Source organism: Haloplanus sp. GDY1 (genome assembly GCF_023703775.1).
In the GTDB taxonomy this organism is placed as follows: domain Archaea; phylum Halobacteriota; class Halobacteria; order Halobacteriales; family Haloferacaceae; genus Haloplanus; species Haloplanus halophilus.
The window spans coordinates 1,316,761-1,336,285 of the sequence record NZ_CP098514.1 but is presented as its reverse complement, the minus strand read 5'-3'; the positions used below and the strand labels follow the sequence as shown (position 1 = coordinate 1,336,285).

General features: G+C 67.8%; 18 protein-coding genes. 12 read left to right on the top strand and 6 right to left on the bottom strand.

Translation table 11 applies throughout. From position 1 onward, the window contains the following. Positions 1 to 83: 83 nt before the first annotated feature. Both NBT67_RS07195 and NBT67_RS07190 read left to right on the top strand, forming a co-directional pair. Entirely contained in the window at positions 84 to 380 is a 297-nt protein-coding gene (locus NBT67_RS07195; protein ID WP_251344165.1) for a Sec-independent protein translocase subunit TatA/TatB, read from the top strand. 152 nt (positions 381 to 532) lie between these two features. Then, positions 533 to 814: a hypothetical protein gene (locus NBT67_RS07190; RefSeq protein ID WP_251344164.1), complete on the top strand. Its 282-nt coding sequence runs from the start codon at positions 533 to 535 to the stop codon at positions 812 to 814. Positions 815 to 831: 17 nt separating this feature from the next. Here the strand turns inward: NBT67_RS07190 and fmdA (NBT67_RS07185) are convergent, their stop codons facing one another. Further along, positions 832 to 2,103 (bottom strand): formamidase, encoded by a 1,272-nt coding sequence (gene fmdA / locus NBT67_RS07185; protein ID WP_251344163.1) that lies wholly within the window; start codon positions 2,101 to 2,103, stop codon positions 832 to 834. Positions 2,104 to 2,223: 120 nt separating this feature from the next. After that, the gene (locus NBT67_RS07180) at positions 2,224 to 2,748 is read right to left on the bottom strand and encodes an AmiS/UreI family transporter (protein ID WP_251344162.1); all 525 of its coding nucleotides are present in this window, start codon (positions 2,746 to 2,748) and stop codon (positions 2,224 to 2,226) included. Positions 2,749 to 2,953: 205 nt separating this feature from the next. Here NBT67_RS07180 and NBT67_RS07175 point away from each other — a divergent pair, with 205 nt between their 5' ends. Both NBT67_RS07175 and NBT67_RS07170 read left to right on the top strand, forming a co-directional pair. Beyond that, positions 2,954 to 3,343 carry a fluoride efflux transporter FluC gene (locus NBT67_RS07175; protein WP_251344161.1) on the top strand — a complete coding sequence of 130 codons (390 nt, stop codon included), beginning with the start codon at positions 2,954 to 2,956 and terminating at the stop codon, positions 3,341 to 3,343. Continuing rightward, a complete protein-coding gene (locus NBT67_RS07170) occupies positions 3,343 to 3,705 on the top strand; it encodes a fluoride efflux transporter FluC (RefSeq protein WP_251344160.1) in 363 nt (120 codons plus the stop codon). The genes NBT67_RS07175 and NBT67_RS07170 overlap by 1 nt, the downstream gene beginning before the upstream one ends. Here NBT67_RS07170 and NBT67_RS07165 read toward each other — a convergent pair. Further along, complete coding sequence (locus tag NBT67_RS07165; protein WP_251344159.1) at positions 3,702 to 4,304, bottom strand: hypothetical protein; 603 nt, start codon at positions 4,302 to 4,304, stop codon at positions 3,702 to 3,704. The genes NBT67_RS07170 and NBT67_RS07165 overlap by 4 nt on opposite strands. 130 nt (positions 4,305 to 4,434) lie before the next feature. On the opposite strand from NBT67_RS07165, the gene fmdA (NBT67_RS07160) reads away from it, so the two are divergent. Continuing rightward, positions 4,435 to 5,691: a formamidase gene (gene fmdA, locus NBT67_RS07160; RefSeq protein WP_251344158.1), complete on the top strand. Its 1,257-nt coding sequence runs from the start codon at positions 4,435 to 4,437 to the stop codon at positions 5,689 to 5,691. A 4-nt stretch (positions 5,692 to 5,695) separates the two neighbouring features. On the opposite strand, the gene thsA is transcribed toward fmdA (NBT67_RS07160), so the two are convergent. After that, positions 5,696 to 7,360: a thermosome subunit alpha gene (thsA, locus tag NBT67_RS07155; RefSeq protein WP_251344157.1), complete on the bottom strand. Its 1,665-nt coding sequence runs from the start codon at positions 7,358 to 7,360 to the stop codon at positions 5,696 to 5,698. 88 nt (positions 7,361 to 7,448) lie between these two features. Then, the gene (locus NBT67_RS07150; RefSeq protein WP_251344156.1) at positions 7,449 to 7,967 is read right to left on the bottom strand and encodes a cupredoxin domain-containing protein; all 519 of its coding nucleotides are present in this window, start codon (positions 7,965 to 7,967) and stop codon (positions 7,449 to 7,451) included. A gap of 136 nt (positions 7,968 to 8,103) precedes the next feature. On the opposite strand from NBT67_RS07150, the gene NBT67_RS07145 reads away from it, so the two are divergent. From NBT67_RS07145 to NBT67_RS07115, 7 genes are read left to right on the top strand one after another with little or no spacing between them, the layout of a single operon-like run. Beyond that, positions 8,104 to 10,887, top strand: coding sequence for a type II/IV secretion system ATPase subunit (locus NBT67_RS07145; RefSeq protein WP_251344155.1), 2,784 nt, complete (start codon positions 8,104 to 8,106; stop codon positions 10,885 to 10,887). A gap of 1 nt (position 10,888) precedes the next feature. Beyond that, positions 10,889 to 12,925 carry a type II secretion system F family protein gene (locus NBT67_RS07140; RefSeq protein WP_251344154.1) on the top strand — a complete coding sequence of 679 codons (2,037 nt, stop codon included), beginning with the start codon at positions 10,889 to 10,891 and terminating at the stop codon, positions 12,923 to 12,925. Further along, positions 12,922 to 13,383 carry a DUF7287 family protein gene (locus tag NBT67_RS07135; protein WP_251344153.1) on the top strand — a complete coding sequence of 154 codons (462 nt, stop codon included), beginning with the start codon at positions 12,922 to 12,924 and terminating at the stop codon, positions 13,381 to 13,383. Before NBT67_RS07140 ends, NBT67_RS07135 begins: the two co-directional genes overlap by 4 nt. Position 13,384: 1 nt before the next feature. Then, positions 13,385 to 14,002, top strand: a complete 618-nt coding sequence (locus NBT67_RS07130) for a DUF7288 family protein (RefSeq protein WP_251344152.1) — start codon at positions 13,385 to 13,387, stop codon at positions 14,000 to 14,002. Then, positions 13,996 to 14,949, top strand: a complete 954-nt coding sequence (locus NBT67_RS07125; RefSeq protein ID WP_251344151.1) for a DUF7261 family protein — start codon at positions 13,996 to 13,998, stop codon at positions 14,947 to 14,949. Before NBT67_RS07130 ends, NBT67_RS07125 begins: the two co-directional genes overlap by 7 nt. A gap of 3 nt (positions 14,950 to 14,952) precedes the next feature. Continuing rightward, positions 14,953 to 16,542, top strand: a complete 1,590-nt coding sequence (locus tag NBT67_RS07120; RefSeq protein ID WP_251344150.1) for a PKD domain-containing protein — start codon at positions 14,953 to 14,955, stop codon at positions 16,540 to 16,542. After that, positions 16,539 to 17,330 carry a DUF7289 family protein gene (locus NBT67_RS07115; protein WP_251344149.1) on the top strand — a complete coding sequence of 264 codons (792 nt, stop codon included), beginning with the start codon at positions 16,539 to 16,541 and terminating at the stop codon, positions 17,328 to 17,330. Before NBT67_RS07120 ends, NBT67_RS07115 begins: the two co-directional genes overlap by 4 nt. Positions 17,331 to 17,354: 24 nt before the next feature. Here NBT67_RS07115 and NBT67_RS07110 read toward each other — a convergent pair whose 3' ends face one another. After that, on the bottom strand, positions 17,355 to 19,499 hold the full coding sequence (locus NBT67_RS07110) for a vWA domain-containing protein (RefSeq protein WP_251344148.1): 2,145 nt from the start codon (positions 19,497 to 19,499) through the stop codon (positions 17,355 to 17,357). Positions 19,500 to 19,525: the final 26 nt, after the last annotated feature.

The window sequence follows — 19,525 nt, the reverse complement described above, 5'->3', positions numbered from 1 at the left end:
GTTCGGATCGCATCGGGGGGCGCCCCCGGGGGGTGGACGGTCCAAAAAGCCTATAATCGCGAATCGGCTACCCAGAGGTAGTGATGTACGACTCAATCGTTCCACTGTTTCCCGGGTTGCCCGGCGGGCCGGAGCTACTCATCGTCCTCTTCGTCCTCGTCTTGCTGTTCGGGGCGAACAAGATTCCCAAGCTGGCCCGGTCGACCGGTCAGGCGATGGGTGAGTTCAAGCGCGGTCGCGAGGAGATCGAAGAGGAACTGCAGGAGGGCAGCGAGTCGTCCGGCTCCGAGTCGTCGGGCGTGTCGACCGGATCCGAATCCTCGGGCGTGTCGGCCGAGGAGTCGACCGAGACGAGCGCCGAAACCGAGAAGAGCAACTGAGAACTGCCGCCGACGACGGGCCCGCCCCGACGTCGCGACCCCGCCCGCCGGTCACCCGGCAGGACGCGGCCTTCGGTCGCGTCGGTCCCCACCCTCGTTTTCCCGTCACCTACGCAGAAATACATTAGTCGATCCCGCGCGACTGGGCGGACATGGACGACCGTGACGACGCCGCCCGGACGGTCCGGCAGTTCCACGAGGAGACTCCCCACGCGGTCAGCGTCTCGGTGACGCTCTCGACGCACACCCGGGAGGTGTTGAGTGCCGTTCGGGACGACCTGAACGACCGCGCGGGGGAGCCGATCCTGGACACGAACGACGTGGTTCGACTCGCGCTCGAAGGTGCGGCGCGGTACCACGACCGCGCCCCCGACGACGGGTCCGACGTGCACGCCCTCACCGCGGCGGTGCGCGACGCGGTCGACGACGGATAACAGGGGGAGCGGCGGGATCAGCCGAGCGGTTCGTCGGTGACGAGGAGGTCGCCGCGGTCCTCGGCGTTGCCGAGACTGCCCGGCGAGATGTCGAACTCGAAGGCCCCCGTGGGGAGCGCGAGCGTCGAGCAGGCGTTCGGCACGTCGACGACGCCGCTCTGGCGGCCCTCGACCGGGACGGTTCCGAGGATGTGGAGGGCCTGTTGGCCCGTGTAGCCGAACTTCTTCAGGTAGTCGATGGCCTGGAGACACGCGCGCCGGTAGGCGGTGTGGGAGTCGATGTAGTGTTGTTCGCCGTCCTCGGTGACGGAGTAGCCACAGAAGGTGACGTAGTCCTCGAAGTTCGGGCCGCGGTGGCCCGGTTCGAAGATGGGGTGGGTGACGCCGTGGTCCTCCATCCCGTTCTTGACGACTTCGAACTTCAGGTCGACGTAGGCGGCCATCTCGATGGCGCCACAGAAGGTGATTTCGCCGTCCCCCTGCGAGGCGTGGAAGTCGCCGATGCCGAACTTGCCGCCCTCGACGTAGACGGGGAAGTAGACCGTCGACCCGATGGAGAGGTCCTTGATGTCGTGGTTGCCGCCGTGTTCGCGCGGCGGCACCGTGCGGGCGGCCTCCTCGGCGGCCTCCTCGGCCGCGTCGGGGTCCATCTCGCCCATCTGGGCGCCGTCCCTGGTCGGGGGGTTGGCGACGCCGGGTTCCTCTCTGCCGGTCGGGTGGTTCTGGATCGATTCGGGGTCCTCCTCGAACTTGTCGATGAGCGCCTGTTCGCGCTCGTTCCACTCCGCTAAGAGTTCCTGGCTCGGGGCACAGCCGGCGAGGCCGGGGTGGATCTTCCCCTCGTAGCGTACGTCGGGGACGTGTCGGGAGGAGACCGTGTAGCCGTCGAGGTCCCAGATGGACTTGGCGGCGGTTGGGAAGTGGTCGGTGAGGAAGCCCCCGCCGTTCTGCTGGGAGAAGGTGCCGGTGAAGCCGAACTCCGAGCGGCCGTTGAGCGGCCCCATGTCGAGGAACTCGACCTTCAGGAGGTCGCCGGGTTCGGCCCCGTTGACGTGTACGGGGCCGGCCAGATAGTGCACCTGATTCAGGTCGACGTCGCGCACCTCGTTGGGGTCGTCGCTGTCGGTGATCTGACCGCCGGTCCAGTCGAGGGCTTCGAGGCGCGCGGTGTCACCGTCGTCGACTTCGACCACTGCGGGGATGTCGGGGTGCCACCGGTTGAACGGGTTGGCACCGGGTTGTTCGTCGGGCGGACTGTCCACGTCGACTTCGAATTTTACTTCGGGCATTGGTATCAGGGGTCCTGAACCCACGAACAAATGTAACTCAAACACACTTAATCCTATTGTAACAAATCAGACCGACATGTCACTGTATTCAATTTCGGAGAGGGGAGGGGAAAACGGAGTTCAGGCCCAGGGCCAGAAGCCCGCAGCCATCAGATAGCCGCCGATGGCGGTGACGACGCCGGTGACGGCGGTGAAGCCACCGACCGGATCGGTGAGGTCGTCGCGCTCCAGTCCGAGGAGGACGAAGAAGGCGGCCCAGAGCACCGCCCACAGGAGCCACAGACCGGTGAGGCCGACGTCCCCGGTGAGGAAGACCAGATACGCCGTCGGGAGCGCCGTCAACGCGACGAAGGCGCAGTACCACCCGAAGGATCGCTGGTCCTCGATGCCGCGGTAGGCGTTCGCCGCGATCCAGAGGTACGTGAAGGAAAACAGCATGGTGCCGGCGGCGTTGAACGGCGTCCCGTCCGAGGCGTCGCCGCCGAACCCCCACCAGAGGACTATCAGGAACGTTATCAATCCGGTGAGGAGGTTGAACGTCGCGACGTCCCTGTTCGACCCGTAGCCCAGGAGCCACATCCCGTTGACGAAGAGGACGCCGCCGACGAACAGCAGTCCCATCCCGAGGATCTCATACAGTGGCATGATTCTCCGTGATCGCCTCTCGTCCGTTCCTTCGGCGCGTGCTAGTCGGCCACATGACACGTGAATCAACGGCGAACCGAGACTTATAATTTACTTATAATTAACTAGATAGAATTTCAGTTAATTCAACACGAATTGGGAGGCAGCGTCGACGCGGAAATTAATGCCGTCCCGACGCGAACGACGAACCGGTACGCCATCGAACATGACTCGAACGACGGCGGAACGGCTGCGGACGCTCGAAATCGTCTTTCTCGTCGCCGTCGGTGGCTTCGCCGGCGCGAACCTCCGGTACGTCTTCTCGCTCGCGATTCCCGGGCTCGGGGGCACCTTCGCGGCGAACGTCCTCGGCTGTCTCGCCCTCGGCTTTCTGGTCTACGAGGCGGAACTCGTCGGCCTGCTGGCCGAGGAGACGGGGTTCGTCGCCGCCACCGGCTTCCTCTCCTCGTTTACCACCTACAGCACCTTCGCCTTGGAGGCCGTCCAGTCGCCGACGCTCACGGCCGTCGGCTACGTCGCCGCTACCTACGTCTGTGGCTTCGGTGCGGTCCTCGTCGGCCGCAGACTCGCGCGACTGCTGGAGGGGGTCGTGTAGTGGTCGACCCCGCCTATCTGGTCGGTGCCGGCGCGGCCGTCGGCGCGGTCCTGCGGTACGCCACCAACCGCTACGTCGACGGCCTCGCGGCCGACCGCCGGTTCCCCTACGGCACCTTCACCGTGAACGTCGTCGGCTCCTTTGTCCTCGCGCTCGTCACCTTCCTCGGCGCCGGCGCGGACGTGCTCCACCTGGTCGGCACCGGCGCCTGCGGCTCCTACACCACCTTCTCCTCCTTCTCGGTCGACACCGTCCGCCTCTGGGAGACGGGGGACCGTCTCGTGGCCGGGTGGTACGCCGCCGCGAACTTCCTCGGCGCGCTGGCGGGCATCGGGCTAGCCTTCGCGCTGTCGACCCTCTAGGCGTCCAGATACAGCCGGAAGACCAGTTCCGCGTCGGGCGTCTCGCCCTCGACGACGGTCGACCCCGCCTTCGACCACGAGTGATCCGCGGCGAGGCGGTCGGCCACCCGCTGTGCCAGGTCGGCGTTCGTCCCCGGCGTGGTCAGCACGGCGCCCCGGTGGTCGGCGTCGACGGCGGCCAGCGCCCGCTCGACGGCCGCCCCGACGGAGTCCGACGGGTCGATCCGGACGACGCCGTAGGTGCCCCCTTCCCGTGAGAGCGTCCGCGGCGCTCCCTCGTCCGCCGCGAGCGCCGAGAGGAGTCGCCGGCGGACCGCGTCGACGTCGACGCCCCCCGCAGTCGCCAGTTTCTCGGCGGCCTCGTCGGGGTCGGCGGCGACGCGGTAGCCGTCCGCATCCGCCGTCACGACGCCGGCCTCGACCAGCCACGACAGCGACGCCGCCGGCTCACCCGTCGCCGAGACGTACTCGTGTTCGCCGCGCTCGACGAGGCGGCGACCGAGCGCCGTCGCCTCGAAGGGGCGGTCCCGGAACAGCGACCGGATCGTCACGTAGAGGTCGATCCGCTCGTCGACGGTCGGCTCCCTCGCGTCGGTCATGGGCCTCCCCACAGACGTGTCGGCGAGACTTAAAGTTCTCCCCGCATCGGCCGACGCCGACGAGAACTGACAGTAGAGCCAATTTATAAAAATAATTATGTTGGTGTGATAACAATAGGCGTGACGGACCATGCCAGAGACCGTCTTCGAGGTAGACACCGACGCGCCGCCCGACGAACAGCCGGACCCCATCGTCAACCGGTGGCATCCGGACACGCCGCCCGCCGCGAGCGTCGAACCCGGCGAGAAGTTCCGGGTCGAGTGCCTCGACTGGACCGGCGGTCAGGTCGTCAACGACGACAGCGCCAACGACATCCGCGACATGAAACTGGCGCCGAACCACCACCTGAGCGGCCCCATCGAAGTCGAGGGCGCCGAACCGGGCGACGTCCTCGTCGTCGACATCCTCGACATCGGCGCCTTCCCCGACCACGAGTGGGGGTTCACCGGCATCTTCGAACTGGACAACGGCGGCGGGTTCCTCACCGACCACTTCCCGAACGCGCGCAAGGCCATCTGGGACCTGGACGGGGTGTACACGCGCTCCCGACACGTGCCGGGCGTCGACTTCGCCGGCCTCACGCATCCGGGCATCCTCGGCACCGCGCCGTCGCACGAACTCCTGGCGGAGTGGAACGAGCGCGAGCGGAAGCTCATCGAGGACGGGCCGACCGTCGAGACGGCGGTCAACCACGAGACCCGCGAGGACGAACCGCCGCTGGCGCTGCCGCCCGAACCCGAGGACACCATGCTGGGGTCGATGGACGGCGAGGAACTGGAGGCGGCGAGCCGGGAGGCCGCCCGCACCATCCCGCCGCGGGAGAACGCGGGCAACTGCGACATCAAGAACCTCAGTCGCGGCTCCCGGGTCTACCTCCCGGTGTTCGTCGAGGGGGCGAACTTCATCACCGGCGACCTCCACTTCTCGCAGGGGGACGGCGAAATCACCTTCTGTGGCGCCATCGAGATGGCCGGCTGGATCGACTTCCGGGTGGACGTCATCGAGGGCGGCATGGAGCGGTTCGGCCTCGATCACGCCATCTTCAAGCCCGGCAACGTCGAACCGCAGTTCACCGACTACATCACCTTCGAGGGCTACTCCGTCGCCGAGGACGGCACCCAACATTACAAGAACGCCAACGTCGGGATGCGGCGGGCCTGCCTCGACGCCATCGACTACCTGAAGAACTTCGGGTACACCGGGGAACAGGCGTACATCGCCCTCAGCACCATCCCGGTCGAGAGCCGCATCGCCGGCATCGTCGACCTGCCGAACACCTGCGTCACCGTCTCGCTCCCGCAGGAGGCCTTCGACTTCACCATCGATCCGGACGACCTGGGCGACGTGGAGAGCGGGTCGAAGGGGACGGCCGCGCGCCCCTCCTGACGCGTCAGTGACCGATGGCCCAGGGGTAGCCCCCGGGGTCGCTCCGGAAGGCGGCGCCGCCGTGGTCGTGATCGTGGTCGTGGCCGCCGTGCCCGTCCGCGTCGGCGGACCCCGCCGTCTCGATGATCCCGTCGATGCGGAGGACGAGCGAGGCGGCGTCCGTCGCGTTGGCGACGACCCGCTCTTTGAGGTGGGCCGGTTCGACGACGCCCCGGTCGACGGCGTCGACGAGTTCGCCCGCGTCGCCGTCGATGCCGACCCGCACGTCGCCCGCGGCGTGTCGCCGCCGCAGTTCGAGCAGGGTGTCGACGGGGTCGAGTCCGGCGTTTCGGGCGAGCGCGACGGGGATCGTTTCGAGGGCGTCGGCGACGGCGTCGACGGCGAGGGACTCCCGCCCGGCGACCCCTCGGCCGTGTTCGCGGAGGTCACGGGCGAGTGCCACCTCCGTCGCACCGCCGCCGGGGACGAGGCCGGGACGGACCGCGAGCGTCTCCAGCAGGGCGATGGCGTCGGTCAGGATGCGCTCCGTCTCGTCGACGACGTGGGGCGTCCCCGCGCGGAGCAGCACCGACACCTGTTCGGACGACGCCTCGCGGACGACGACGAACGACCCGCCGCCGAGTTCGACGCGTTCGACGCCGTCCGCGCGGCCGACGGCACTGCGGTCGAGGGCGTCGAGGCGCATGACCGCCCGGGCACCGGTCGCGCGTTCGAGTTTGTGGACCTCGTCCTGTCGGGTGCGCTCGAAGACGAGGATCCCAGCCCGGGCCAGCTGCGTCCGCAACCGGTCGTCGACCGACTTCTGACAGAACAGGACGTCGACGTCGTGGGCGGCCAGCGTCTCGACGTACCGCCGATACTCCGCCTCCTCGTGGTCCCGTGCGCGCCGCAGGTCGTCGGCGGATTCGAGCGAGTACCGCGAGACCGACTCGGGCGACTGGACGGTGAGTTGGTCGTCGACGACGGCGACCCGCGCGTCGCGGACGCGGCGCGGAACCGGTGCCGGCACGTCCGAGAGGCTGGTCGACGAGGCGTCGGTGTCGATGACGAGGCCGTCGAGCAGTTCCGAGTCGGTCGTCTCCCCGCCGGCGACGCCGTGGATGGTCACGTTCTCCAGGTGGACGTCGCCGTCCGGCCCGCGGGCGGCGCGGTACGCGCGGACGGCGAGGTCGGCCAGAAACGCCGTCCGCTCGTCGTCCCAGCGGCCGGTGATGGCCGTCGACACGACGTCCCGGAGCGACCCGTCGTCGCCGTCGACGGCCATCCCGTCGAGCGTCCCGTGGATCCGCCGCGCCGCCTCGTGGTACCCCCCGACGACCGTCGTCGGGTGGAGGCCGTCCTCGAGGAGCGATTCGGCTTCCTCCAGCAGCGCGCCCGCGAGGACGATGGCCGACGTCGACCCGTCACCGAGTTCGCCGCTCTGGGCGCGGGCGACGTCGGCGACGAGTTTCGCCGCCGGCGACGCTATCTCCATCCGGTCGACGATGCTCGCCCCGTCGTTCGTCAGGACGACCGTCCCGTCGTCGACCATCATCTTGTCCCGCCCGTTGGGCCCGAGCGTCGACCGGAGCAGGTCCGCCAGAGCGGTCCCCGCCGCGACGTTCAGTTCGCTCACTGCCGGCCCCTCCGCTCGCCGCGTCACGTTCGCGATGGCGTCCGTTCCGTTCATAGCGTTGACACTCGTCGGAACGGACGGCCGGTCGGGACATAAATGTACGCTCGGTGACGTGCGGTCCCCGGAGGCGGGTCGGGGCCGGTTACTGCGGTTCGCAGGGGAGCATCTCCTGGTCGTAGTCCTGCTCACCGACGACGACGGCCGCACAGCCGCCGATGTGACCGAAGTCGTACGAGCACTTGTACTCGTAGACGCCCGGTTCGGGGAAGTAGTGGCTGACCGGTTCGCTGCTGAGGTCCTGGTCGAAGCTCCACTCCTCGGCGATGTCCTCGTGGAACTGCGTGGACGTGACGCTGTGGGAGCCGATACCCTCGTAGGACCACTCGACGACGGTGCCCGGTTCGACGTCCGCCACCATCGGGATGAACGTCTTGTTCTCGACGGTGACGCTCTGGACCGGCGCGTCCTCCGGCGGCCCGGAGGGGGTCGGCGTCGCCGTGGCCGTCGGCTCCGGCGTGGCCGTGGCCGTCGACGTCGGCGTCTCCTCTCCATCGCCGCCCCCGCCTCCGCCTCCGCCGCCGCCGGAACCACCTGCACACCCCGCGAGCGAGCCAACGAGTCCGGCAGCGGCTGCAACAAATTTCCTGCGACTGACTGTCATGGTTCGGTCGTGGAGTCCGCTTAGTGAGGCCCCTTCAAAAAACATTCGAGGTCGGGTGAGATCCGGATACGCTCCGATTATCAGACGCCTAGATCGGCCACCAGAGTTTATATTCGGGAACACCCTGAAGTGGTCAATGGCTATCGACGACGCCGAGGGCTCCGAGTCGGGGGGGCTCGACGGCGCGGCGCCAGTCGGCCCGGGTCGCGGGGAACTCGGATCCGCGACGCTGCCCGAACTGCTCGCCGCGGGCGCCACCGCGGCGACGCGGCTCGACGGGGCGATTTCGCGGGCACGGGCGGACGGGACGCCGGTCGTCAAGGACCTCTGGTCGTGGGCGGACTACAAGGAGGAGTTCTACTACGACGCGGACGGGACCCCGCCGACCGACGAGGACGGGGAGCCGATCCCCTTCGATCCCACCGACACGCTCGGGTTCGACCCCGACCGGACGGAGCACGTGCTGTCGGGGGCCGCCGACCGCGCCGCCGAACTCGCCGACGTGATCGAGGAGCGGACCGTCTCGGTCGACGACGAACTCGACGAGGACGCCTTCTTCACCACCGAGTTCGGCACGACGACTGTCGCCAACCGCTACGACTTGGAGAAGACCGTCCCCCTGGAGAAGAAGACGCACTTCGTCGAGGTGGACCGCTACTGGGTGAACAAACCGTACGCCTTCGTCGTCATCTTCCGCTCGCTGAAGGAAAACGAGCGGAAGTACTACGTCGTCCAGCCCCACACGACGCCGATCGAGGACGACCTGGTCGACTTCCTGACGGCCAAGCTTCAGAACGCGATCAAGTACGCCGACGTGGGGGTCGCCGGCGGCCTCGAGGAACGCGAGCGGGTGATCCGCGACGAGACGTACGCCCTCCTCGAACGGTACGACCTCTACGCCCGCACCTCGGGGTCCGGCCTGCTCGATACCATCGCCACCCAGCTCGGCGTCGAGGACGCGGACGGCACCGCCGGCCGACTCCTCTCCAGGCTCGGCTGGCAGCCCGAGAGCGAGGCCGACGAGGAACTCGCCGGGCTCGCGGCCCGGCCCGAACCCGCCGTCGTCGAGGAGGACCCCGAGAACCTCTCGGAGTACCAGGTCGAGAAGCTGCTCTACTACCTCAAGCGGGACTTCATCGGCTACGAGCGCATCGACGCCATCAAACACGACATCAACGTCGAGGACATCTCGTGTGACGGCTACCACTCGCCCGTCTTCGTCTACCACAGCGACTACGAGCAGATCATCTCCAACGTCTACCACGACGACGACGAACTCGACGACTTCGTCGTCAAACTCGCCCAGCGGTCGGGCAAGGGCATCAGCAAGCGCCGTCCCCAGGTCGACGCCACGCTCCCCGACGGCTCCCGGGCGCAACTGACCCTTGGGGAGGAGGTCTCGGACCACGGCACCAACTACACCATCCGCCAGTTCAAGGACGTCCCCTTCACGCCCGTCGACCTCATCAACTGGAAGACGTTCTCGCTGGAGGAGATGGCGTACCTCTGGCTGGCCATCGAGAACAACAAGTCACTCATCTTCGCCGGCGGCACGGCGTCGGGGAAGACGACCAGCCTGAACGCCGTCTCGCTTTTCATCCCCTCGAACTCGAAGATCGTCTCCATCGAGGACACCCGCGAGGTGGAACTCCCCCAGCGCAACTGGGTGGCCTCGGTCACCAGGCCCTCGTTCTCCGACGACGAACAGGGCGAGGTCGACGAGTTCGACCTGCTGGAGGCCGCGCTCCGCCAGCGCCCCGAGTACATCGTCATGGGCGAGATCCGCGGCGAGGAGGGGCGCACCCTCTTTCAGGTCATGTCGACCGGGCACACCACGCTGACGACCTTCCACGCCGACTCCGTGGGCGAGGTGCTGAAGCGCTTCACCACCGAGCCGATCAACGTCTCGAAGACCATGTTCACGGCCCTCGATCTGGTCTCCATCCAGACCCAGACCAGGGTCGGAGGGCGGAAGGTTCGCCGGAACAAGAACCTCACCGAGATCAACTTCTACGACGCCGAGAACGACGAGATCAACGTTCAGGACGTCTACCAGTGGCAGGCCGAGACCGACGAGTTCCTCCGGATGAGCGACTCCAACACCCTGGAGGAGATCCGCTTCGACCGCGGGTGGACCCGGGCCACTCTGGAGGAGGAACTGTTCAAGCGACAGGTCGTCCTCGCGTACCTCATCGAGAACGGCCTCAACACTTACACGCAGGTCGCCGCCACGGTGCAGGCGTTCATCAACGACGAGGAGACCATCCTCGCGCTCATGGCCGAGGGACGCCTCGAACGCAGCCTCGAGGACCTTCGGGAGATGGAGTCGGTCCTGATCGACATCGACCCGGAGAAGGAGGCGATGGTGCCCCGTCCCGACCCGAACGAGGCGGCCCTGGACCTGTGTGCGGACATCCTCGACCGGGCCGAGTCCGAACTGTTCGAGGCGTACCGCGGCGAGGACGTGGCGGGCATCGACGCCGCGCTGGCGGGGATGGACGCGGCCGCGGACGTGACGCCCCGGTCCGAGCCCGGGGGACCCCCGGCCGCGGAGTCCGACGCCGACGCCGCGGGCGACGACGACCGGACGACGGGCACCGACGACGCCGCCCCCGACGGGGACGACCCGTTCGCGGACGACGAGTTCGGCATCTCCTTCGACGACGGGGGCGGCTCGCTCGACGACGAGTGGGGGGAGTCCGCCGACGACGCCGACGTTGACGGCGTCTCGCTGGATTCATCTGGCGACGCCGACGGGGCGTCCGGGGGCGCCGATGAGTCGTCCCCGGACGCCGGTGAGAGCGGGAGCGCCGGAGCGCCCCCCGGCGACGACGCACCGGATGCGGACGCCGAGGCCGACATCGACGAGTGGGGCTTCGGCGACGTGACCGACGCCGAGGGCGGGGGCGAGGAGGACTGACGTGAGCCTCGACGCCGGCGCCGGACTGGATCGGAGCGTCGACAGCCTCGGAGACCTGTTCTACCCCCTCTTTCGCTGGCTGTTCGACGAGGACGGCGACTTCGTCGACGACGTCGAGACGAAACTGGCGCAGGCGCGGATGGCGACGACGGTCGAACTCTACCTCTCCCGCGCCCTCGCCGTCGGCGCCCTTCTCGGCCTCGTGTTGTGGGTCCTGGGGACGTTCCTCGGGTACAGCCTCTTCGCCCTCGGCGTGTTCTCGGCGGAGACGTTCTCGACGGGGGCACACATCCCCAACGAGGCGGTCGTCGCCTTCATCGAACGGATCAAGATCCCCGCGGCCATCGCGCTCACCGGCCTCGTCTCCGGGTCGGTCGGCTTCGTCTCGGGGTTCGGCGTCCTCGTCGCCGTCCCCTACTCGCGGGCCTCGGGGCGGGAGCGGGAGATCAACATGCTGCTCTCTGACTCCATCTCGTTCATGTACGCCCTCTCGGTCGGCGGGCTCAACCAGTTGGAGATCCTGGAGGCGATGGCCCGCGCCGAGGACACCTACGGCGAGGTGGCCCGCGAGTTCCAGAGCATCGTCCAGGAGACGGAGTACTTCGGCACCGACTACCGGAACGCCATCCAGGAACAGGCCGCCGAGACGCCGAGCGACGACCTCTCGCAGTTCCTGACCGACATGCTCTCCATCGTCAACTCCGGCGGGAACATGCAGGCGTTCCTCTCCGACAAGAAGGACAAGCACATGCGGACCGCCAAACAGCAACAGGAGGTCACGCTCGACACACTCGAACTGTTCGGCGAGATGTACATGACCCTCTCGCTGTTTCCCCTCCTGTTGATCATCATCCTCGTCATCATGAGCATGCTCGGCGAGGCTCAGGAGTTCATGCTGTACGCGACGGTGTACGCGCTCATCCCCATCACCGGCGTGATGTTCCTCGTGTTGGTCTCGACGGTGAAACAGGACGAACCCGGCGACGGCTACCTCGAACCGTCGGGCGGGGTGGCGGACCCCGTCGCCGACGCGGAGCGGGGCGGCCTCCGTCACCTCGGCATCGTCGAGGGGTTCGTCGGCGAGTTCGGGGTCTTCGACCGCATCAAGTCCCGCGAGGGAACCTTCCGCACCAAGCAACTGCTGGCCAACCCGCATCACTTCTTCCGCGACAACCCGACCTACACGCTCGCGCTGACCGTCCCCGCGGCGCTCGTGTTGCTGGTCGTCGCCGGCGCGAGCGGCGCGGCGCCGACGACGTGGGACGGCATGGTCGCGGCGCCCGTCTGGGGCACCTTCGTCTGGGTGTACGTCCCCCTCTACCTGCTCCTCGTTCCGCTCGGCGCCTTCCACGAGTGGAACGTCCGTTCCCGGGCGGCGATCACCGGCAAACTCTCGGACAACCTGCGGAAACTGTCGAGCGCGAACGACACCGGACAGACGCTGCTGGAGTCGGTGAACACCGTCGCCGAGACGTCCTCCGGAAAGCTCGCCGACGAGTTCGACGTCATCTACGCCAAGGTGAACTACGGGATGAGCCTGCGCAACGCGCTGGTGGAGTTCAACAACAAGTACCACATTCCGCGGCTGGCGCGGACGGTGAAGCTCATCAGCAAGGCACAGGAGGCCTCCAGCCAGATCACGCAGGTGCTGACGACGGCCGCTCAGGCCAGCGAGAACCAGGACGACATCGAGCGCGAGCGTCGCTCCCGCACCCGGATGCAGGTGGCGATCATCCTGATGACCTACCTCACCCTGCTCGGCGTGATGGCCATCCTGAAGACGCAGTTCCTCGACGTGATGGCCGGGCTGACCGAACAGGCCTCGGGAAGCGGCGGTGGCGGGGGCGGCCCCGCTCAGTTCGGCGGCGGCATCGACACGCAGCTCCTGTCGCTGCTGTTCTTCCACGCCGTGACCCTGCAGGCCATCCTCTCGGGGATCATCAGCGGCTACATCCGGACGGCGAAGCTGATGGCCGGCATCAAGTTCGTGGTGATCCTCCAGACCATCGCGCTTGCGGTGTGGCTGGTGGTAGGATGAGCCGCGACCGCGCCCAGACCCAGCAGGACTTCGCCGTCGGCGTGAGCATCTTCCTCCTCGCGACCCTGTTCGTGTTCGCGTACCTGCCCTCGACGCTCGCGTCGAGCGACGCCGAGATCGAACAGCAGTCCTACGCGGCCGACCGACTGGTCGCGTCGATCTTCACGAACGTCACCGCCGAGGACGGCGCCAACCAGTTGAACCGGACGCGGACCCGTCGCTTTTTCGTCGGACACGACGACAGCACGGCCATTCGAGCGAACTACAGCCTCCCGACGACGATGAGCGCGAACGTCACTCTCGAAACGCTCCAAGGACTCACCGTCGACCTCGACGCCGGTGGACCGACGATCACCGCCGCCGCCGGCGACGCGTACGCCGAACAGGTCGGCGCGACGACGACGCGGATCGTCCGACTGGGCGGCACGCGCTACCGACTCGTGGTACGGGTGTGGTAACGTGGCGGGGATATCTCGTGGACAGGCGTTCACGCTCGAGGGGTTCGTCGCGGCGGCGGTCGTGTTGACCTCGGTCGTGCTGGCGCTCCAGACCGTCGTCGTCCCGCCGGACGCGGGCACCGCCAACCAGGACGATTCGCTTCGGACCCAGGCCGAGGACATCCTCCGGACGCAGGCGAGCGCCGACGGTCGTGACCTGACACACGCCGTGCGGTACTGGGACCCGCTCAGACGGACGTTCGACGGGGCACAGGACCGAGAGGTTGGATACGGCAACCAGTCGCTGCCGGGCGCGCTGTTCGGCGGCGCGTTCGAGCGGACGTTCAGCGCCCGGGGACTGACGTACAACGTCGTCCTCGTCTACCACCGCCCGGGGAACGCGTCGGCACGGGCGGAGCCGCTGCTCTACCAGGGAACGCCGGGCCCGGACGCCGTGACCGCCAGACACGCCGTCACGCTCTACGACGATATGACGCTCACGTCCCCGGGCGCCGGCCCGCGCCGACTCGATCAGTACGACGCCGACCCGGACGTCGACGGCGCCAGCTTCTACCCGATCCCGGACGTGGTCGACGGCCCCGTCTACAACGTCGTGGAGGTGCGTGTAACCGTATGGTGAAGCGTGACCGCGGCCAGATCATGCTGATCGGGGCCGTCGCCATCGCCTTCATCTTCCTCGGACTGGCGGCGGTGTACACCGCGCAGCTTTCGGCACGCCCGGCGACGACCGGCTCGGTCGGGGATCAGGGAGCCGACGCGACGGAGTTCAACAGGGAGGCCCGCCGGAACGTCAGGGCCATCGCGGTCCGGGTGAACCACGCCGAACCGTACTACGCGAGTCGCGGGGCACTCAACGACAGCGTGGCCCGGGAGACGACCAACTACAGCCGGCTGCTGGCCGAAACCTACGCCGGCGGGACCGGGTCGATGGTGGACGTACGCTACGACGGCGCGACCCGGGTCGGCACCCGGACCACCCTCTACGACGACGGCCTGCTGACCGACGACGCCAACGCCACGACCTGGCGGCCGGTCGAGGATCCGGCCGACGTCGGCTGGTTCGTCCTCAACCTCAACGTGACGGCGATGTCGGAGGGGGACCCGTTCGTCGTCCGGATCGAGAACGCGACGGGGGCCGACACCACCTACACGTTCACGCGGAACACGACGGGGCAGTCGGTGCTCACCGTCGAGGTCACGTCCGAGACGGAGATCTTCGGCCAGGGCGGGACCTGTAACCCCCGGGGGAACCGGTCGGTTATCGACCTCACATCGGGGGAGTCGTTCACGTCAACCTGCAGCGTCGAACCGGCCATCGAGGACCTCGACGGCCCGTACACGGTCGAGTTCGAGAACGCGGACAACGCCGCCGGGAAGTTCAGCGTCGTCACCGACACCCGCGAGGCGAACCGGGCGAACGGTCTCGGCGCCTGTCCGCCGACCGGTTCCGATCCGCAGCCGTGTAACACGTACGCCGCGTGGAACGTGACGCTCACCACGCGATACGACTCGGGGGAACTCTCCTACACCAACACGCAGAACGTGACCGTCTACGAGGGGGTGTGACCCGTGTCCGACCGTGCGACGGCACCCGCTCTCACCTACGTCCTCGCCATCGGCATCACGACGATCCTGGTGAGCGGCCTCCTGATCTCGGCCTCCGGGTTCGTCGACGACCGGCGCGAGCGGACCGTCCGCGAGGAACTGGAGATCGTCGGCGAACGACTCGCGGCCAGCATCGCGGCGCTCGACGCCGCGAGCGACAGCGGCGGAACGGTGTCGCGTCGGATCGAGGTTCCGGCGACCGTCCTCGACGCGGCGTACTACGTCGACGTGGTCGACTGCGGGGGGAACGCCACCTGTCTGGAACTCACCGCCCCCGACCCGTCGCTCGATCTGACGGTCACCGTTCCGGTCCGGAACCGGAGTGCAATCGACGTCGAGCGGTCCCGACCGCGATCGGTTACGATCACCGCCGCGGCGGGGAGCGACCCGCCGCCGAGCGCGGACGCGGACGTGTCCGTGGCCCCGGACGTGGGCATCGCTGACGGGGTCGACCCGGGCTTCTCGACCGGCGGCGCGGTCCTCGGGAGCCAGCAGTCGCTCGTCGTTCCCGGATTCGACTACCGCCCGTCCCCCCCCGCGATGAACGAGACGATCACGTTCACCGCCGACGTGGGCGGGAGCGGTGCCGGGAACCTCACCTACAAGTGGGATTTCGACGGGGACGGATCCTACGAGACGACGGGCAACGCGACGGTCGCGGAGACGGTCACGCACACGTACGCGAACCCCGGACGGAAGTCGGTCGAACTCTCCGTCGAGGACGCCGCCGGAACCAACGACTCGGTCACGCGATCCCTCCGGGTGTCCGGACTCGTCTTCGACGGGAACAAGCAGGTGGTCGACACCGACGACGCGGACGGGGACAGCACGCGGGCGACCGTCCGGTTCGACGTCAGGAACAACTTCGCGGACGAGGACGTCACGATCACCGACGTTCTCATCGATCCCGAGGACGCCGCCATCGAGGAACTGGAAACCTCCGGCCGTGAGATCGAGATAACCAACGAAGCGGGCAACACCGGCCACTACGACACGTGGGGGAGGCTGCGGATCGCGGAGGACGGCAGCATCGCCGACCTCGACGACGACGTCACGCTGTCGGACGACGAGTCGGCGACGGTCGAGATGGGTAAGTTCCGGGACGGCGGCGGCGATCAGTTCGACATGACCGACCAGAACGTCTCGGTCGCCTTCCGGTACCAGATCGAGGGGACGAAGCGAAACTACGTCTCCGAGTTCGACATCAACGCGGGCGACGACGGTGGGGACGTGGGCGGCGGGGGCGATCCGCCGGTCATCGAGTCGGCCGAGCCGACGACGTTCATCGAACTGATCTTCGGCGCCGACACCGCCATGGATCTGGAACTGTCCGACCCCGACGGCGACCTCGATACGGTGGAGTTCGAGGTCGTCGACGACGACGGCACGACGTTCTACACCGAGACGAACGACGTGTCCGGGGGCGATCTGGACCGCGAGTTCCTGATCGGCTACGACGACGAGGAGGGGGACGCCGACGAGGTGCGCGTGATCGTCACGGACGAGAACGGCAACTCGGTGTCGACGACAGTCGGGGTGTCCTGGTGGCCATGACGCCCGGTGGTCGCTCTCCGGACGGGTCGCCGGCCGCCCGCGCGGTCAGTAACACGGTCGCGTTCGTGCTCGTGTTCTCGCTCATCGTCACCTCGGTGGGGCTCGTCACCACCGTCGGTCTCGGGTCGCTTCGCGACGTGCAGACGAGCCAACAGGCGGAGCTCTCGACGGGGGCGCTCCGGGCCGTCGGCGGCGAGATAGACGAGATAGCGGCCGGCAGCCGCCCGGCGTACCGTGACTCGATAGAACTCGGCGGCGGCCGGATCACGGTCGTCGACGAGACGGCCGTGGACGTGACCGTCGCCAACGCCACCGGGACGGTGTTCGAGGAGACGTATCGCCCCCGGGCGCTCACCTACGCGTACGAGGGGCGGAACATGTCGTACGGATCGGGCGTCCTGGCCCGCGGGAGCGACCGCCAACCGGCGGTGCTCGTCTCCGGACCGTCGACGATCCGGTGTGTGCCCGCGAGCGACGTCGCCGTCGTCACCGTGGTGCAGTTGGTCCCCGACGACGGGAGCGGGGCCAGCGGCGGCCCGGTGACCGTCGAGGCACGCCGGATTCGCTCCGCGCCGCCGACGAACGTCTCCCGTCTCGACTACCCGACGACGCGCCCCTCCCCGACCGCGACGAACGTCTCCGTGACCGTCTCGGGGCCGTGGCAGGCGGCGTGGATGGAGGCGCTGACGGCCCGAGGGTTCACCGCGACCGGCGGGGGGACGGCCACCTGTCCCGCCAACCGCGTCTCGGTCCGGCTGGTTCGCGTCGAGATCGCCCTGCTTACCTGAGCCCCCACACGGACCCGTCCCGGATCAGTCGCCGACGCTCGCGTGGACCTCCCGGACGTCGAAGATCTCGGTGACTGACCCTGATTCGTCCAGCCCGATCTGATAGAGCAGGACGATCCGACTGGTCTCGCCGTCCGCGGTGTACTCGAAGACGATCACCGCCTCGTTGCTTTCGAGTTCGAGTTCGCCGTCGGAAATGTACGGCGCCAGCGTGTCGTTGACCAGGTCGGCCTGGTACCACGCCTCGTCGTCATCGGGCAGTTCGCTGACGTTCGCCCCGTCGAGGAAGACCTGTGCCTCGTCGGGGCTCACCACCTGCCTGGACGAGTTGTCCACGTCGGTACACCGGACCCGTCGGTACGGCTGGTTCGTCGTCTCGTTGGTGACGAACACGTCGGTCAGTTCGTAGGCGTCGGGTTCGCAGTCGTACGAGACGGCGGTGACGTTGATGAGATTCCCGTCGGACGCCGAAGCGGAGAACTCGAAGCCACCACGGTACCGCGGGTCGTTGATGTCGTACGAGCCGTTGATCCGGTTGATGTCCGGGTTCGAGTAGCCGAGTGCGGGCTCGATCCGTCGCCCGCCGATGGATAACTGCGCCGTGGTCGGCCGGTGGACGATGGCGCTCACGCTCGTGATGTTCGACAGGATGTTCTGGAAGACGTCGTTGAGCTCGGTCGCATTGTCGGCGAACCGATAGGTGCCGCCGGTGTCGTTCGCCACGTCGCGCAACAGCTCCTCGTCGGGGTTGCCGAAGCCGATGGTGAAGACGGTGACGTTGTTCTCGGCGGCCCGCTCGGACTGATCGAGCGTCCGGTCGTCGTCGGAGTCGTCGCTGTTCTCCCCGTCCGAGAGCAGGATCACCACCTTCTGCGCACCGGCGCGGGCGCGGAAGTCGTGGACCGTGTTCGCCTTGTCGAGTCCGGTGTTGATCGCGGTGCCACCGTCGGCGACGTAGGTGTCGATGGTCGCGTTGGCGTGTGCCGTATCGTTGGTGAAAAAGTCGTTCTCTCCCTCGATGCGGTGGTACGTGGAGGAGTCGTTGAATCCGACGAACGCGACGCGGTCGCTCGATGCGTTGATCGCGCCGACGAAGTTCCTGGCGGCGTCTTTCGTGGCGTCGGCCTTGTCGCCCGCCATCGACCCCGACTCGTCGATGACGAACACGACGTCGATGGGGCGTCTGTAGACGGTGTCGCCGTCGACCTCGCGGATGGAACTCGACTGCGTCCCGTTGCCGAGCGGTAGGGCGACGGCGGTGTAGTTGTTCCCGACGCCCTTGTCGACCTGGAGGGTGTCCGTCGTGGTGCTGTAGGTGTACGACGGGGCGCTCGTCGGTGCGCCGTTCGACGTGACTGACGCCATCGAGGCGTCGCTCAGATTGACGACGTGGTTCGTGGCGTCGTTCGCCCGCGACGGCAGCCAGGACTGGTTCAGATACACGCGCGCCGTGCCGTTGGCTGGGTCCGTGGTCACCGGCCGTCCCGTCTCGTCGGCTAGGTGGTCCGCCCACGCCCCGTAATACCGGGACTCGACGGTGACGGTCACGTTGTCCGGACGGTTACACGACGGATGGCCGTGCGTGAGCCGTTCTCCGACCGTGCGGCTCCGCGTCTCGGACAGGTTGGTGTTCTTCGTGAACCGAACCGTTCGGTCGTCGATGTGGCCGGTCACGTCGTACGTCGTGATGTCCAGCGTCCCGTTGTCGGCCGTGAACGACGGCGGTTCGACCACGGCGCTCGACTCGCCGTCCGCGCTGCGCGTGAACTGGCCGCCGGCCTGCAGCCCGACGGAGCCTCGGGCACCCTCACGGTCGTACTCGATAGTCGACAGCGGGAGCGTCGCAGTACACCGGCCGCCGTTGACCGACAGTTGGATGTGGCCACTCGACGCGTTCGACCTGACCCGAACGTCGGTCGGGTTCTTTCCCCGGAGTTCGAACCGCGTCGAGTTCACACGCGTCCCCGAGAGTGCCGAGAGGCGTTCGTTGGCGCTCCCGAGCGAGACGTCCGTGCTCTGGTCGTCGATATCGCCTTTGATGTCGTCGACCAGCGACCCACCGAGCAACAGTATCGAGACGATACCGACGGTGACCACCCCGATGAGCAGTACGTAGCCGACGACCTCGGAGACGCCCCGGTCGTCGAGGCGGGTCAACGGCGGCCGCATCCCCCGGCATCCCTCCCGTGGCAGTC

Excerpts from the sequence above, each read along its gene's own strand:
- NBT67_RS07195 (WP_251344165.1), top strand. The coding sequence starts at position 84 with ATGTACGACTCAATCGTTCCACTGTTTCCCGGGTTGCCCGGCGGGCCG.
- NBT67_RS07190 (WP_251344164.1), top strand. The coding sequence starts at position 533 with ATGGACGACCGTGACGACGCCGCCCGGACGGTCCGGCAGTTCCACGAG.
- fmdA (WP_251344163.1), bottom strand. The coding sequence starts at position 2,103 with ATGCCCGAAGTAAAATTCGAAGTCGACGTGGACAGTCCGCCCGACGAA.
- NBT67_RS07180 (WP_251344162.1), bottom strand. The coding sequence starts at position 2,748 with ATGCCACTGTATGAGATCCTCGGGATGGGACTGCTGTTCGTCGGCGGC.
- NBT67_RS07175 (WP_251344161.1), top strand. The coding sequence starts at position 2,954 with ATGACTCGAACGACGGCGGAACGGCTGCGGACGCTCGAAATCGTCTTT.
- NBT67_RS07165 (WP_251344159.1), bottom strand. The coding sequence starts at position 4,304 with ATGACCGACGCGAGGGAGCCGACCGTCGACGAGCGGATCGACCTCTAC.
- fmdA (WP_251344158.1), top strand. The coding sequence starts at position 4,435 with ATGCCAGAGACCGTCTTCGAGGTAGACACCGACGCGCCGCCCGACGAA.
- thsA (WP_251344157.1), bottom strand. The coding sequence starts at position 7,360 with ATGAACGGAACGGACGCCATCGCGAACGTGACGCGGCGAGCGGAGGGG.
- NBT67_RS07150 (WP_251344156.1), bottom strand. The coding sequence starts at position 7,967 with ATGACAGTCAGTCGCAGGAAATTTGTTGCAGCCGCTGCCGGACTCGTT.
- NBT67_RS07145 (WP_251344155.1), top strand. The coding sequence starts at position 8,104 with ATGGCTATCGACGACGCCGAGGGCTCCGAGTCGGGGGGGCTCGACGGC.
- NBT67_RS07135 (WP_251344153.1), top strand. The coding sequence starts at position 12,922 with ATGAGCCGCGACCGCGCCCAGACCCAGCAGGACTTCGCCGTCGGCGTG.
- NBT67_RS07125 (WP_251344151.1), top strand. The coding sequence starts at position 13,996 with ATGGTGAAGCGTGACCGCGGCCAGATCATGCTGATCGGGGCCGTCGCC.
- NBT67_RS07115 (WP_251344149.1), top strand. The coding sequence starts at position 16,539 with ATGACGCCCGGTGGTCGCTCTCCGGACGGGTCGCCGGCCGCCCGCGCG.
- NBT67_RS07110 (WP_251344148.1), bottom strand. The coding sequence starts at position 19,499 with ATGCGGCCGCCGTTGACCCGCCTCGACGACCGGGGCGTCTCCGAGGTC.